This window comes from Roseibium sp. QJM3NY_11, assembly GCF_056173175.1.
On sequence record NZ_CM149660.1, the window covers coordinates 4,861,552 to 4,875,293 of the forward strand.

Annotated in this window: 12 protein-coding genes; 5 read left to right on the forward strand and 7 right to left on the reverse strand. The window is 63.7% G+C overall.

Going from position 1 to position 13,742, the window contains the following annotated elements; translation table 11 throughout:
• Positions 1-11: 11 nt before the first annotated feature.
• The 3 genes from AC0VX3_RS22275 to AC0VX3_RS22285 all read right to left on the reverse strand — a co-directional run bounded on the left by AC0VX3_RS22275 (position 12) and on the right by AC0VX3_RS22285 (position 4,291).
• Positions 12-1,283 (reverse strand): BtaA family protein, encoded by a 1,272-nt coding sequence (locus tag AC0VX3_RS22275; RefSeq protein WP_475522353.1) that lies wholly within the window; start codon positions 1,281-1,283, stop codon positions 12-14.
• Between the two features lie 233 nt (positions 1,284-1,516).
• Entirely contained in the window at positions 1,517-2,674 is a 1,158-nt protein-coding gene (locus AC0VX3_RS22280) for a L,D-transpeptidase (protein ID WP_475522354.1), read from the reverse strand.
• 285 nt (positions 2,675-2,959) lie between these two features.
• Positions 2,960-4,291, reverse strand: coding sequence for a dihydroorotase (locus tag AC0VX3_RS22285; protein ID WP_475522355.1), 1,332 nt, complete (start codon positions 4,289-4,291; stop codon positions 2,960-2,962).
• 176 nt (positions 4,292-4,467) lie between these two features.
• On the opposite strand from AC0VX3_RS22285, the gene ygfZ reads away from it, so the two are divergent.
• The 5 genes from ygfZ to AC0VX3_RS22310 all read left to right on the forward strand — a co-directional run bounded on the left by ygfZ (position 4,468) and on the right by AC0VX3_RS22310 (position 9,083).
• The gene (gene ygfZ, locus AC0VX3_RS22290; protein WP_475522356.1) at positions 4,468-5,361 is read left to right on the forward strand and encodes a CAF17-like 4Fe-4S cluster assembly/insertion protein YgfZ; all 894 of its coding nucleotides are present in this window, start codon (positions 4,468-4,470) and stop codon (positions 5,359-5,361) included.
• Positions 5,362-5,384: 23 nt separating this feature from the next.
• Positions 5,385-6,047 (forward strand): HD domain-containing protein, encoded by a 663-nt coding sequence (locus AC0VX3_RS22295; RefSeq protein WP_475522357.1) that lies wholly within the window; start codon positions 5,385-5,387, stop codon positions 6,045-6,047.
• Between the two features lie 53 nt (positions 6,048-6,100).
• A complete protein-coding gene (locus AC0VX3_RS22300) occupies positions 6,101-6,607 on the forward strand; it encodes a tyrosine phosphatase family protein (protein ID WP_342890918.1) in 507 nt (168 codons plus the stop codon).
• An 11-nt stretch (positions 6,608-6,618) separates the two neighbouring features.
• Positions 6,619-7,602: an NUDIX hydrolase gene (locus AC0VX3_RS22305; RefSeq protein ID WP_475522358.1), complete on the forward strand. Its 984-nt coding sequence runs from the start codon at positions 6,619-6,621 to the stop codon at positions 7,600-7,602.
• Between the two features lie 278 nt (positions 7,603-7,880).
• The gene (locus AC0VX3_RS22310; RefSeq protein ID WP_475522359.1) at positions 7,881-9,083 is read left to right on the forward strand and encodes a cell wall hydrolase; all 1,203 of its coding nucleotides are present in this window, start codon (positions 7,881-7,883) and stop codon (positions 9,081-9,083) included.
• A gap of 16 nt (positions 9,084-9,099) precedes the next feature.
• Here the strand turns inward: AC0VX3_RS22310 and AC0VX3_RS22315 are convergent, their stop codons facing one another.
• Genes AC0VX3_RS22315 through AC0VX3_RS22330 form a run of 4 tightly spaced genes read right to left on the reverse strand, consistent with a single transcriptional unit; the run spans position 9,100 to position 13,738 of the window.
• Positions 9,100-10,617, reverse strand: coding sequence for a malonate--CoA ligase (locus AC0VX3_RS22315; protein ID WP_475522360.1), 1,518 nt, complete (start codon positions 10,615-10,617; stop codon positions 9,100-9,102).
• Between the two features lie 3 nt (positions 10,618-10,620).
• Positions 10,621-11,874: a malonyl-CoA decarboxylase gene (locus AC0VX3_RS22320; protein WP_348144920.1), complete on the reverse strand. Its 1,254-nt coding sequence runs from the start codon at positions 11,872-11,874 to the stop codon at positions 10,621-10,623.
• Positions 11,874-13,190 (reverse strand): TRAP transporter large permease, encoded by a 1,317-nt coding sequence (locus AC0VX3_RS22325; RefSeq protein ID WP_475522361.1) that lies wholly within the window; start codon positions 13,188-13,190, stop codon positions 11,874-11,876. The genes AC0VX3_RS22320 and AC0VX3_RS22325 overlap by 1 nt, the downstream gene beginning before the upstream one ends.
• Entirely contained in the window at positions 13,190-13,738 is a 549-nt protein-coding gene (locus tag AC0VX3_RS22330) for a TRAP transporter small permease (protein WP_348144924.1), read from the reverse strand. Before AC0VX3_RS22330 ends, AC0VX3_RS22325 begins: the two co-directional genes overlap by 1 nt.
• Positions 13,739-13,742 lie beyond the last annotated feature (4 nt).

Genomic DNA, 13,742 nt, shown 5'->3' on the forward strand with positions numbered 1-13,742 from the left:
GTCGCCTGCTGTCAGCCGTTGAAGACATAGAGGTGGAATCCGCCATAGATGGAAGAGCGGTCCTGGCGGCCGAGCTCCAGGCTTTCTGCTTCCTCGTAGGTCCAGCGGTCGAGAATTTCGTCGGCGACGCGGCCTGGCAGCAGGGTCGGTTCGGCGGCCGTGCGGAAGACGACACGGGCGCCGGGGCGCGCGGTCCGGGTGATCTCGCTCCACAGCGCGTTGAGCTGGTGATCGGTCATCCAGTCCTGGGCGTCGAGCAGCACATAGGCATCGAGCGTGTCGTCGGCCACCGACTGCAGGTGCTCTGTGAAGTTCCGGTTGAGCACGCGGACGCGCCCGGCGCGTTCGCGGATGTCCTCGAAATGCGCCCGCTTCAGGTACGGCGGCAACGGGCCGGATTCTCCGGTGGAGCCACCTGTCCCATCCCCGCCGGGTGCATAGCCGCGCCCGAAGGCCTGCCAGGCGAAATAATTGTCCTTCATGGAGAAGTCGCAGGCCAGCTTTTCCAGCCGCTGGCGCAGCACCGCCGACATGTCGCCCTCCGCATTGGCGGAGACCAGCGCGTCATATTGCGCGGGCGGGATGCCGAGGCCATAGAGCGACATCTTCTTGGAGGTCGCCCAGCGCACGAGGCGCTTGTCGAACAGGGGGGCCAGCGCCGTATCGAAGAAGGTGCGCTGCTCCTCGAGCGAGCCGGCCTTGACCATGTGCTTCGGGTCGATGCCGTAGAGCCGGGCAATCAGATGGCCGGCACCGATGCAATACCCCAACAGGCCGTGGTGATAGAGGTCGCGGGAAAACAGCGTGATGCGCTTGCGGCCCCAGTTGGCGACATCGCGGCCTTCCCAGTAGGCCACCGTTTCCGCATCGAGATCGTCCTTCAGGAAGCGCTCATAGGCGGCCACATTGGCCTTTTCGTCGGCTTCGCCGAAAAATCGGTAGAAGGTCTCGTAGTTCGGGAAATTCCTGGCCGCCGCCAGTTTCAGCCGGCCCAGCGCCACATGGGCCCGGTTCAGGTCCACGGCGGTGATTTCGGCCGGGTTGGCGGTCAGATAGGACATCACGTTGCAGCCGCCGGATGCGATGGCAATCATTCGGGATTGCGGTGTCAGGCGCAGCGCCTTCATGTCGACATCCGGATCTTCCCAGATCTGCGGATAGACGAGACCCTTGAAGGCGAAGGTGAAGAGCCGCTCCAGAATACCTTCACGAGAGGCTGCCTCGGAGCGGTGAACCGCATTTTTCAAGCGTTTTTTCGAAGCCGTCAGCGTGCTCTGAGCCATCATGTTCTCCCGTGTCACCTGCGCGAATAAACTGCCTTCCGATACGTGAGCGACACGACAGTTTGGTGACGTTCCGGGGGAAATTGCCGTTTATCCGGGTAATAATTCCGTCCGTGAGCCCGAAAATAAAATTGGCGTGGAGCGACGACACGAGAGGGTTGTTTCCAGACAAAAAAAGCCCCCGCCGGGGCAGGGGCTTCCTGGATTTTTTCCGATCCCGGATGCGCAGTCGATCAGCGGGTGATCACCACGAAGTCGGTGCCGAGGCCGGTGTTGCGCTTGAAGCTGCGGTCGGTGACCGTCAGGGACGTGCCCGGGGTCAGCATCCTGGAGACTTCCAGGGCAACCGCCTCCGGCATCTCGATCCGGTCGAGGACATCGGCCGGTGCGCCGCCGCGTTCGCCTTCGGCGGAAACGGCGATCCAGTCGACGGCATTGTCGCCCAGCTGGAAATCAAGCGCGGTGAAGACATGGGTGCCGATGTCCCGGTGCATGTCGTTGATGGTGACCGGCGCGGAATAGATGTCGCGGAACTTGCGGCGGATGCGCAACACAGCGTTCTGCGGCTCCTCGTAGCCGGCATCCGCGTGGATGCGGGCCTCCAGAGCGTCGGTCATCCTGCCGGTTACCGGCAGATCGGCGCCTTCCTGATAGAGGCTGATCGCGGCGCGGGTCTTGCGGCCGGCGACACCGTCGACCGGGCCCGCGTTGAAGCCCATCTGGTTGAGCAGGCGCTGCTGCACCTTCACCCGGTTCGGTGCCTGCTGCGGCGTGATGATCATGCGCAGCGGCTGGTCGAAATGAGGGTTGTCCAGAAGCACGTTCGGCACATTGGATTGCAGCGCGGCCTCATGGATCGCACCGCGCAGCGCCGCGTCGGCGGCAATGGTCTCGCGGGACAGGCTGGCGACTTCGGTCTCGGGCGCATAGGGCTGCGGCAACACCGCGTGGCGCACGCCGACCGGGGCGGTTCCGTCCCTGGTGATGACCACATGCATGCCGCGGTCCGTCATGCCGTAGAGCGACTTGGCGAAGTCGCGCGGCAGGCGGATGCAGCCGTGGGAGGCCGGCCTGCCAGGCAGCTTGCCGACATGCAGGGCGATGCCCGACCAGGTCAACCGCTGCATGAACGGCATCGGCGCATTGTTGTAGAGATTGGAAAAGTGCTTGCGGCGCTTTTCCAGAATGGAGAAGACCCCTGTCGGGGTGCTGTGGCCACGCATGCCGGAGGAGATCGGTGAGGTCTCGATCAGATCGGTACCGCGAAAAACCTTGATCTGCTGTTCGTTCAGCGAGATCAGCATATGAAGCGGCGATTCAGTCGCCGGAATTTCCGCAGCCTCCGCCCCGCTGTCGCGGGCAACGGCCCCAGACAGAGTGGTGAACGACAAAACGGCAGCTCCGGCGAGACCCAGCAGCGAGCGCCTGCTATTAAAACTTACTGACAACATCCTTGAGCTCCCCTACGCAAAAACCCATAAAGCTCTCTTCAAACTCTAGACAATACCTATGTAAATCCGGTTAGGAAACACGGTTACCCATTGGTTTCCTTCATCGTTTCACCGAGAAATCGCACATTAGCCAGCTTTCGGCTGTTATTCACATCACATTTTGTACAGTTGGGCACCTGCCGATGTGTCGACGGGCGCGCGGCGGGTTCCCGTTTCACGGATGGCTCAGCCTCTCAGGCTGTCCTGAAACAGAACCGCCTCGCCGCGCGACGGCGTTGCCAGCTCCCCTTCCCACATGACCTGCTGTCCCCTGACGAGGGTTCCGACCGGCCAGCCCGTGACCTCCTTGCCGTCATAGGGGGTCCAGCCGCACTTGGAGGCGATCCACTCGTTGCGGATGGTCTGCTTGCGCTTCAGGTCGACCACGGTGAAATCGGCATCGTAGCCGACCGCGATCCGGCCCTTTCTGGCGGTCTGGAACAGGCGCGCCGGCCCGGCACTGGTCATGTCGACGAAGCGCGCCAGCGAGAGCCGGCCGGCATTGACGTGGTCGAGCATGACCGGCACCAGCGTCTGCACACCGGTCATGCCGGAGGGCGAGGCCGGATACGGTTTCCGCTTTTCCTCCAGAAGATGCGGCGCATGATCGGAACCGAAGATATCGAGGATGCCCTGCTGAAGCCCCCACCACAGCCGCTCGGAATGGCGCGGGGCGCGCACCGGCGGGTTCATCTGAACCAGGGTGCCGAGCCGTTGATAGGCCTCGTCGGTCAGGGTCAGGTGATGCGGGGTCACCTCGATGGAGGCAACGTCCTTGTGGTCGATCAGGAAGTCGACTTCCTCGGCGGTCGACAGATGCAGGATGTGGATCTTGGCGCCGGTCTCGCGGGCAATGCCAACAAGCCGCTGCGTGCACTGAAGCGCCGCGATCTCGTCGCGCCACACCGGATGCGAGCTGGGGTCGCTCTCGATCCGTTCGCCCATACGCTCGCGCAACCTGAATTCATCCTCGGAATGAAACGCCGCCCGGCGGCGGGTGGCGGACAGGATCTCGCGCACGCCCTGGTCGTCCTCAACCAGAAGATCACCGGTGGACGAGCCCATGAACACCTTGATCCCGGCGGCGGCCGGCAGCCGTTCCAGCTCCGGAATGTCCTTGACGTTGTCGCGCGTGCCGCCGACCCAGAAGGCGAAGTCGCAATGCATGCGGTGATGGCCGCGCCTGACCTTGTCGGCGAGCGCTGCCTCGGAGGTGGTCAGCGGATTGGTATTCGGCATTTCGAAGACGGCAGTCACGCCGCCCATCGCGGCTGCGCGCGAACCCGATTCCAGATCTTCCTTGTGGTCGAGCCCCGGCTCGCGGAAATGCACCTGCGTGTCCATGACGCCGGGCAGCACATGAAGCCCGGTACAATCGATCACTTCGCCTGCCTGCAAGGCATCGAAAGCGCCGATTTCGGCGATCCTTCCGCCCCGGACGGCAACGTCCCGCAGACCCTCGCCGTCCTGGTTGACAACGGTTCCGCCTTTCAGGATCAGGTCATAGGTCGCGCTCATGGGGCACCTCCGGCTCAATTTGCAATCAGGTCGTGTCGGTTTCGATGGGCTTATACGCGGCCCCGCCGCAAAGAACCAGATGCCACAGCAGTTTCGAAGCCTTGTCCGCGCTCCCCGGAAAGCCTATGTCGCTGTCAGGAAACCCGTCCGTGCGATCACCGAGCAAGGAGCTCCCCGTGCCGTCACCGTCCTTCGCCCACCTGACCGACCGTGCGCTGATCCGCGCCGGCGGACCCGAGGCTCAACACTTTCTGCAGAACCTGGTGACGGCTGATATCGACGGGCTTGAACCCGGTGGTGCGACGGCGGCGGCCCTGCTGACACCACAGGGCAAGATCCTGTTCGATTTCCTGGTCTACAAGGTGGACGGCGGCTATCTTCTGGACGCGCCGGCCGTTGCCGCGCCGGACCTGCTGAAGCGGCTGACATTCTACCGGCTGAGGGCCAAGGTCGAACTGGAGAAGTGTGAAGATGGCATCGGTGTTGTTGCCGTCTGGGGCGGCCCCATGGCGGCGGCGAGCGGGTCCCTGACATCCGTCACCGATCCGCGCCTTGAGGCCATGGGTCAGCGTCTGTCGGGCGCGGTGGCCGACCTGGTGGCCATCCTTGGGGGCGAGGACGCCGGTCTTGCCGCCTATCACGCCCACAGGATCCGCCTCGGCGTGCCGGAAGGTCTTTGCGACTACGACTATTCGGACATCTTCCCCCATGACGCCGATCTCGACCAGCTTGGCGGCGTCTCTTTTGCCAAGGGTTGCTATGTCGGCCAGGAAGTGGTCTCGCGCGTTCACCACCGCGGCACCGCGCGCAAGCGCTTCGTGCAGGTCGAAGGCGCGGCGGCCCTTCCAGTCAAAGGCACGGACATCACGGCCGGCGGCAAGTCTGTCGGTGTCCTCGGGTCGTCGGCGCCGGGCGGCGACACTTTCGCCGGACTTGCGCTCGTCCGCCTTGACAAGGTCGCGCTGGCCAAGGAAAACGGCACCCTTCTTGACTGCGGTGGCGTGGAGATCCAGGTCAGGCTGCCCGACTGGGCCGGTTTCAGCTGGCCGGAGACCGGCACCGCGGACTAAAACAGAAAGCCGTTCGAGGTCCGATGCCCGCCGCCCGTTCCGACCAGCCGCCCCGTGCCTGGCAGCGCATGTTGTCCGGAAGACGCCTCAACCTGCTGGACCCCTCGCCGCTTGATGTCGAGCTTACTGACATCGCCCACGGGCTTGCACGGGTGGCGCGCTGGAACGGCCAGACCTTCGGCGATCATGCCTTCTCGGTCGCCGAACACTCCATGATCGTGGAAGACATCGCCTTGATGCTGAAGCCGGACCTGCCGCCGCACTGGCGCCTGGCGGTGCTGCTGCACGATGCGCCCGAATATGTCATCGGCGACATGATCTCGCCGTTCAAGGCGGTGATCGGCGAAGCCTACAAGGCGGTGGAGTCCCGCCTCCAGGGCGCGATCCATCTGCGCTTCGGCCTGCCCGCCGAAATCCCCCTGACCGTCAAGAAACTGGCCAAGCGCGCGGACATCATCTGCGCCTATTTCGAGGCGGTCGAGCTGGCCGGTTTCGAAGACGGGGAAGCGGCGCGGATCTTCGGACGGCCCCGCGGCTTTCCCCTCAACAGCGACGGCAAGCTGCGCTACGGACTGGAGCCCTTGCCGGTCAAGATCGCACAGGAAAAGTTCATGGAGCGCTTCGAGCTGATCGACACGCTGCGCGAAACGGGGAACAAACGGAAAAGCCCGCATGGAAACGGGTGACCTCAGCCGCAAACAGTCCTAGTTTACCTTCAGAGATATAACCCGGTCCTGTCATGCTGCACGTCTGTTCCCTGTCCAAACTGCCCGAGACGGTCGCCGCCACCGGCGCAAGATCCCTGGTCACGCTGATCAATGCGGAAATGAGCGTGCCGACACCGCAAGGCATCCCGCCGGACCGGCATCTGTTCCTGGCCTTCAACGACATTGTCGACCCGGTGGCCGGACTCGTTCCGGCCAGCGAACAGCATGTGGTGGCGTTTCTGGACTTCATCGCATCCTGGGACCGGCAGGCGCCCCTGGTGATCCACTGCTGGGCGGGGATCAGCCGCTCCACGGCCGGCGCCTATGTTGCCGCCTGCGCGCTGAACCCGGCCGCGGACGAGTACCGGCTCGCGGCGCTGTTGCGGGAACGCGCGCCGTCCGCGACGCCGAATGGCCGCATCGTCGCCATGGGCGACAAGCTGCTTGGCCGCGAGGGACGCATGATTGATGCGGTGCGCGGCATCGGCCGCGGCGCCAATGCCTTTGAAGGCACCCCCTTCGTCATGCCCATCGACTGACCGGAGCCGCCATGCCCCACCGGCAAGCCAGTATCGAAATCGGATTGAACGCCGTCGTCGTGTCGGTTGCCGAAGGCCTGCCGCAGATCGTTCATGTGAACGACGCCGGAGAGACGTCGCTGGACAGCCTGCCCTTCGGTCCGTTCGATCCGATCCGGCACCGCACGTTTGAAATCGGCCTGCGCACATGGGTGGAGAACCAGACCGCCCTGCGGCTTGGCTACGTTGAGCAGCTCTATACGTTCGGAGACCGGGGACGGCACAGGGTCACGGGAGACGAAGGCCCGCATGTGGTCTCTGTCGGCTATCTGGCGCTCACGCGGCAGACCGCGGGGTCGGAAAGCATGCTTGCCCGGCACAATTCGGCCTGGCGCTCCTGGTACGACTATTTCCCCTGGGAAGACTGGCGGGCCGGCCGGCCCGGCGTTCTGGACCGGGACATCCTGCCCGCGCTCGACGCCTGGGCCAAGGAACCGCCCCCGGACGGAGAACCGCCCCGGGCGCTCGGCCGGCGGGAGCGCATCCACCTGGCGTTCGGAACCGGCGCCACCGGCTGGGACGAGGAACGGGCCCTCGAGCGATACGAGTTGCTCTACGAGGCGGGCCTGGTGGCCGAAGCGCGCACAGACGGAAGGCGCGCGGCGCTGGAGCGCGGTGCGCTGCCGGCGCTCGGTGCGCCGATGCGGTTCGATCATCGCCGCGTTCTGGCGACCGCGATTTCCCGCCTCAGGGGCAAGCTGAAATACCGGCCGGTGATCTTCGAACTGATGCCGGAAGCCTTCACTCTGACGGAGTTGCAGACCTCGGTCGAGGCGATCTCAGGGCGCCATCTGCACAAGCAGAATTTTCGCCGTCTGGTGGAAAACGCCGACCTTGTCGAACCGACCGGAGCGACCTCCACCGCCACCGGCGGTCGGCCGGCGGCGCTGTTCCGCTTCCGCCATCAGCTGATGAGCGAACGGCCGGCTCCCGGACTGCGGGTCGGCGGCCGCTGAGCCGCCCGGCGGTCCGCACGGCCCTGAAATCGCACCCGACACCTTCGCACTATTAACCATGACGGGGCGTGTTTCGGCGAAACCGTCCGCGATATTCCGCGATTTTGTCCCGCATTAACGCTCTTTCAAGGTTAAGCGCACATCTTGAATTTCTGCGTCGCTGTTCACACGACGTTAGCACTGATCACCCGGCGTATTCGGGATGATGTGTACCGAGTTGGAGTTGGCTGCGTATGTCTGGCCCTATGTCCCGCAACAAAAAGCGGTTTTCTTCTAGCATGTCTCAGAAATACGGCCCGGTCCGCGCGCGCAGGCGCCGGATGCGCAATCTTCTGATTGCCTGTCCGCTCGCCTGGTTCGGCCTCGGCGGAACCGCAGGCAACCAGGATATCTTCGCCCTCGTCAATGCGCGCGACCATGAGACGCCGCGCTGGATGATGGCGCTCGAGCCGGCGAACTACACCTCGAAACTGGCCCCCAACCTGGCACTCGGGTCGATACCGGTTCCGGATCATACCAGTGCTCCGGTGCTCACGCTAACGTCCGCGGACAAGGATTTCGAGACCAGGGCTGTCGTCGGACTGGCGGATGTGGCCGCAAGCTCGCGCCCGACCGTCATTCCGGACGAGATCGCCACCAACAAGGGCGCCAAGGGCGACCGCCGGATCACGATGGCTCCGGACCGGCACATGGTCGATCGTGCCTCCGGCAACCTTTACCTGATGACGAGCCTGATCTCCACGGAGAAGAAGCACGAGGACCTTCCCCGTGTCGCCTTCGTCAAGGCGCAGCCGCTCGATGCCAAGGAAACCCGCCGCCTTGCCAGGGCCGGCAGGGACGGCCTGCTGGAAGGCGGTCCGATCGACCTTCAGAAAGTGATGATGGCGCGTAACGCCGCTGCCGCCAGTTTCTCGCTCGTGTCGGCCTATGCGCCGGACAGCGTCAGGGAAACCAAGGAGCCCTTCGACGCGCTCTTCGGCGCGGCCAAATACGAGCAGGAACTGCCGCCGCCGGAGGATCCGGACAACCCGCACTGGTGGGCTCAGAAACCCCTGCCCCTCTCGGTCGGCGAGAAGAAGGAACAGCGCTGCCTGGCGGAAGCGATCTATTTCGAGGCCCGCGGCGAAGCCGAGGACGGCCAGGAGGCCGTGGCCCAGGTGGTCCTGAACCGGGTCAAGAACCCGGCCTATCCGGACACCATCTGCGGTGTCGTCTACCAGAACCGCCACAAGCGCAACCGCTGCCAGTTCTCCTTTGCCTGCGACGGCATCAAGGACCGGATTGCCAGCCCGGTGGCCTGGAAGACAGCCCAGAAGCTGGCCAGGGAAGTCCTTGACGGCAAGCGCTATTCCAAGATGGTCGACGCCTCGACCCACTACCACGCGACCTATGTCAATCCGCGTTGGGCGAAATCCATGGCCAAACGCGGCCAGGTCGGCCTGCACATCTTCTACAAGACCTACGCGGGCGGCTGGAACTAGGTGACGTTTGCGGCCCTCACCCGGCCGCAAACGTGTCCTTGAACGCGTCGCGCAGCAGGTTCTTTTGCACCTTGCCCATGGTGTTGCGCGGCAGGCTGTCGACGATGACGAGCTTTCTGGGATGCTTGAAGCGGGCCAGCGAGGCGCCCGCCACCTGAAGGATCTGCTCCGGATCGGGTGTTTCTCCCGGCCTTGGAACGATGACGCCAAGCACGGTTTCACCGAAATCCGCATGGGGCACGCCGATCACGGCGCTTTCCAGGACGCCGGGCTGTTCATCCAGCAGGAGTTCGATCTCCTTGGGATAGATGTTGTAGCCGCCGGATATGATCAGGTCCTTGTTGCGGCCGACGATCTGGACATAGCCGTCCTCGTCGATCCTGCCGAGATCCCCGGTAATGAAGAAGCCGTTGTCGCGTAATTCGGCTGCCGTTTTCTCCGGCATTTGCCAGTAGCCCTTGAACACGTTCTGCCCACGCACCTCGATCTGGCCGATGTCGCCCTGCGGCAGCTCCTGAGCCGTATCGGGATCGGTGATGATCAGCTCGACACCGGGAAGCGGCGGGCCCACGGTCCCGGCCTTGCGTTCGCCGTCATAGGGGTTGGACGTGTTCATGTTGGTTTCGGTCATGCCGTAGCGCTCCAGGATGCGGTGACCGGTGCGGTCCTCGAAATCCTTGTGGGTTTCGGCCAGAAGCGGCGCACTGCCCGACACGAACAGACGCATGTGCCCGGTCAGCTCGCGGTTGAAACGCTCGTCCCCCAGAAGTCTGGTGTAGAAGGTCGGCACGCCCATCATCGCCGTGGCCTTCGGCAACAGGTCGATGACCGCGTCCTGGTCGAATTTCGGCAGGAAGATCATCGATCCGCCGGCGATCAGGGTCACGTTGGTGGCCACGAACAGACCGTGGGTGTGGAAGATCGGCAGGGCATGCAGCAGGACGTCTTCGGCGGTGAACCGCCAGAGATCTGCCAGCGTCGCGGCGTTCGACAGCAGGTTGTCCTGGGTCAGCATGGCGCCCTTGGACCGTCCCGTCGTACCGGATGTATAAAGAAAGGCTGCGAGATCATCCGCTGACCGCTCCACGGTCGGATAGTGCGCCGGCATGGCGGCGGACCGGTCGCTCAAGGAGCCGGAGCCGTCTGCATTCAACGTTTCGACACCCGCACCGAGACGATCGGCGACCGGCTGCAGAAGTGTCTTGCTGCCGTCATCGCAAATGACGATCCGGGCGCCGCTGTTGTCGATGAAATAATCCAGTTCATCAACGGTATAGGCCGTGTTGAGCGGCAGAAACACGATGCCGGCCTGAACGCATGCCGCGTAGAGCGCAAGGGCTTCCGCGGATTTGTGCACCTGAACGGCGACACGGTCGCCCGGCTTCAGACCACCTTCGGTCAGGACATGCGCGAACCTGGCCGCCTGTTCCAGAAAGGCGGCGTGGGTCAGAACGGCGCCATCCCGGAAAAGCAGGAAGGGCGTCTGTTTGCCTGCGTGCTTTCCGAACAGCTGGTCGTAGAGAGGATTGGTCATCGTTCAGGCTCCTGGGGCGACTGCTTCGTTCGCGGCCGCGCACAGCGACCGTATGTCCGCGGAGGCGGCGACGGTTCGCGAGGCGGCAAAACGTTCATGGTTCTGCGTCACGCTGTTCAGATCGTAGAGATAGTTCACCATCACGCCGGCGGACTGGCGCACGCCCTTGCCGGACAGATCGGCCCCGGCATGGACCTGATGCACCAGTGCGCCATTGCCGAGATGGAACCTGGCAACGGCATCCAGCGGCAGGCCGTCCTTGCGCTTGGCCGTCACCAGATAACGTGCCGCCTGCTGGCGCAGGCTTTCTTCGTTGTCGGCATCGACCGCGAGGCCTTCGGCTTCAAACCAGCGGACGAGGCCCGGGATCGGAGACAGGGTGACGAAGGTCTTCAAGCCGGGCAATTCGAGGGCCAGATCCGCGGCAACCTGCTTGATGAGCGAATTTCCGAAAGAAATTCCCGCCAGGCCCTCCTGGCAATTGGAGATGGAATAAAAGACGGCCGTGTCGGCCGTCTCGGCGTCGAGCACCGTGCGGTTCTCCGCCAGCAGGTCTTGAACCGATCCGGGAACGCCCCGCGTCAACGCGACTTCGACGAAAATCAGCGGCTCATCCGGCATCGCGGGATGGAGAAACGCGAAACAGCGCCGGTCCGCCGGCGCAAGACGCCTTCTGAGATCGTCCCAGCCGTCGATTTCGTGTACGGCCTCGTAAGCCGCGATCTTTTCAAGAAGCTGCGCCGGGCTGTCCCAGTTGATGTGCCGAAGGACCAGAAAGCCCCGGTTGAACCAGCTTGAAAACAGGTGCCGGAAATCGAGGTCGAGCGCCTGCAACGCGTCGTCTCCCGGGCTCAGGCGCAGCAGGTCCTCGCGCATTCTCACCAGGAACCGGGTCGCGTCCGGCACCTGGTTGAGCCTGCGGATCAGTTCCTGGCGCGGTGGTTCGACGGCCTCCAGGAACGCGCGGTAGCTCGCTTTCGACTGGCCGTTTTCGTAAAGCTCCAGCGCGGCCCGGACGTTCGGTGCGGAAACGGACAGTTCTTTCGCGAGATGATGAAAGAACCCGCGCTTGTCGTCGTCCGTCATCGCGGCGTAACGGCCGAGTATCTGCCTTGCCATCGAGACCCCGGAGACCTCCCCGGTCGCCCCGATCAGGTCGTCGACCAGGGCTTCGATCCGCCTGTCGTCCGGTTTGTCCGCACTCCTCGAACGGTACCTGCGTTCGAAGACGGTGGTAAGCAGGTCGGCCAGGAACATTATCGGCGTTCTCCCATCACGGCGTCCGGCAGCCATGTGGCCAGTTCCGGAAACAGGCAGAGCAGGATGATGGCGACCACCATGCACGCCACGAAGGGCAACGATCCGGTCAGGATGGTCTTCAGCGAGATGTCCGGAGCGATGCCGTTGATCACGTAGAGGTTAAGCCCCACCGGTGGTGAAATGAGCCCGATTTCCATGTTGATGGTCAGCACGACCGCGAACCAGATAGGATCGAAACCGGCCGTCATGATGATCGGCAGCAGGATCGGTGCGGCCATCAGGATAACGGCGACCGGCGGCAGGAAAAAGCCGGCGATCAGCAGGAACACGTTGACGACCCCCATCAGCAGCCACCGGTTGACATCCAGCGTGCCGATCCATTCCGCGATTGCCTGGGTGATGAACAGGGACGACAGCATGTAGGAGAAGACGCCCGCCGCCGCGATGATGAACAGGATCATCACGCTTTCCTTGGTGCTGTCCCTCAAGACCACCCAGAGCGCCTTCGGATGCCAGAGCTTGTAGATGATGACCGCAATCAGCAGGCAGAGCAGCGCGCCGACGGCGGCTGTTTCCGACGGGGTCGCAACACCGCCATACATGGCGTAGAGGACACCGAGAATGATGGCCATGAAGGGCAGCACCCTCGGCAGGATCTCGAATTTCTCCCGCCAGGAGTAACTTCCTGCGCTCAGAACGCTGGCGTTGCCGCTGCGCCAGGTCGAATAAAGCGACCAGGCCATGAACAGCGTCAGCAGCATCAGACCCGGAAAGACACCGGCCAGGAACAGGCGTCCGATCGAGGTCTCGGTGGAGATGCCGTAGACGATCATGGTGACCGACGGCGGGATCAGGATGCCGAGCGTTCCGCCGGCCGCGATCGAACCGGCCGCGACGCCGTCCGGATAACCGCGCTTGCGCATCTCCGGGATCCCCATCTTGCCGATGGCGGCGCAGGTCGCGGGCGACGAGCCGGACATGGCGGCAAACAGGGCGCAGGCGCCGAGATTGGAGACGACCAGTCCGCCCGGGATGCGCGTCAGCCAGCGCTCGAGGGCCTCGTAGAGATCCGCCCCGGCGCGGGTCGAGGCGATCGAGGCGCCCATGATGATGAACATGGGAATCGACAGGAGGGCGAAATTGTCGAGTTTCCCGAACAGGATCTCCGGCATCAGTTCCAGCGACCGCGCGCCGTCGAACAGGATCAGGAACCCGGCGGAAACGATCAGCAGGCCGATCGCGACCGATACGCCGGAGAAAAGAATCAGAATGGTCGCAACGGCGACAAGTATACCGAGCAGCAGCGGATCCATCAGGCGTCCTCCAGACCAAAGGGTTTGTCGACGCCGAGAATCACGGCAGCGAGATCGGCAATCAGTTGCAGCAGAAGCAGGCCGAAGCCGACAGGGATCGACAGATACGGAATCCAGAGCCGGACGCCCCACACCGTGTCCGACGTCCAGCCGCGAGCCCAGGCGAAGTGCCAGTATTCAAAACCGTAAAAGAGCATGATCGCGACGATCACGATCGACGTGGACAGCGTGATACAGGCCAGCACCCACCTCGGGCGGGGCGACAGCCACAACGGAAACAGGTCGACATTCACATGTCCGCGCAGACGCTGGACATAAGGCAGTCCGACAAGGGTCGCGGCGATAACGAGATAGATCACGGCCTCCGTCTGCCAGATCGTCGAGCCGTTCAGCACGAATCGCACGAAGATCATCTGACAGGTGATGGCAACCGCGATCACGATCATCAGTGCGGAACACCAGCCTGCCAGTGTCGACACGGCGGCAACGGCGCGCAAAAAGGGATTGTTACCGGCATGCGCGACGGCTGCCGAACTGTGGCCCGCCATGGGT

Excerpts from the sequence above, each read along its gene's own strand:
- AC0VX3_RS22315 (WP_475522360.1), bottom strand. The coding sequence starts at position 10,617 with ATGACCAATCCTCTCTACGACCAGCTGTTCGGAAAGCACGCAGGCAAA.
- AC0VX3_RS22305 (WP_475522358.1), top strand. The coding sequence starts at position 6,619 with ATGCCCCACCGGCAAGCCAGTATCGAAATCGGATTGAACGCCGTCGTC.
- AC0VX3_RS22295 (WP_475522357.1), top strand. The coding sequence starts at position 5,385 with ATGCCCGCCGCCCGTTCCGACCAGCCGCCCCGTGCCTGGCAGCGCATG.
- AC0VX3_RS22310 (WP_475522359.1), top strand. The coding sequence starts at position 7,881 with ATGTCTCAGAAATACGGCCCGGTCCGCGCGCGCAGGCGCCGGATGCGC.
- AC0VX3_RS22300 (WP_342890918.1), top strand. The coding sequence starts at position 6,101 with ATGCTGCACGTCTGTTCCCTGTCCAAACTGCCCGAGACGGTCGCCGCC.
- AC0VX3_RS22325 (WP_475522361.1), bottom strand. The coding sequence starts at position 13,190 with ATGGATCCGCTGCTGCTCGGTATACTTGTCGCCGTTGCGACCATTCTG.
- AC0VX3_RS22320 (WP_348144920.1), bottom strand. The coding sequence starts at position 11,874 with ATGTTCCTGGCCGACCTGCTTACCACCGTCTTCGAACGCAGGTACCGT.
- AC0VX3_RS22275 (WP_475522353.1), bottom strand. The coding sequence starts at position 1,283 with ATGGCTCAGAGCACGCTGACGGCTTCGAAAAAACGCTTGAAAAATGCG.
- AC0VX3_RS22285 (WP_475522355.1), bottom strand. The coding sequence starts at position 4,291 with ATGAGCGCGACCTATGACCTGATCCTGAAAGGCGGAACCGTTGTCAAC.
- AC0VX3_RS22330 (WP_348144924.1), bottom strand. The coding sequence starts at position 13,738 with ATGGCGGGCCACAGTTCGGCAGCCGTCGCGCATGCCGGTAACAATCCC.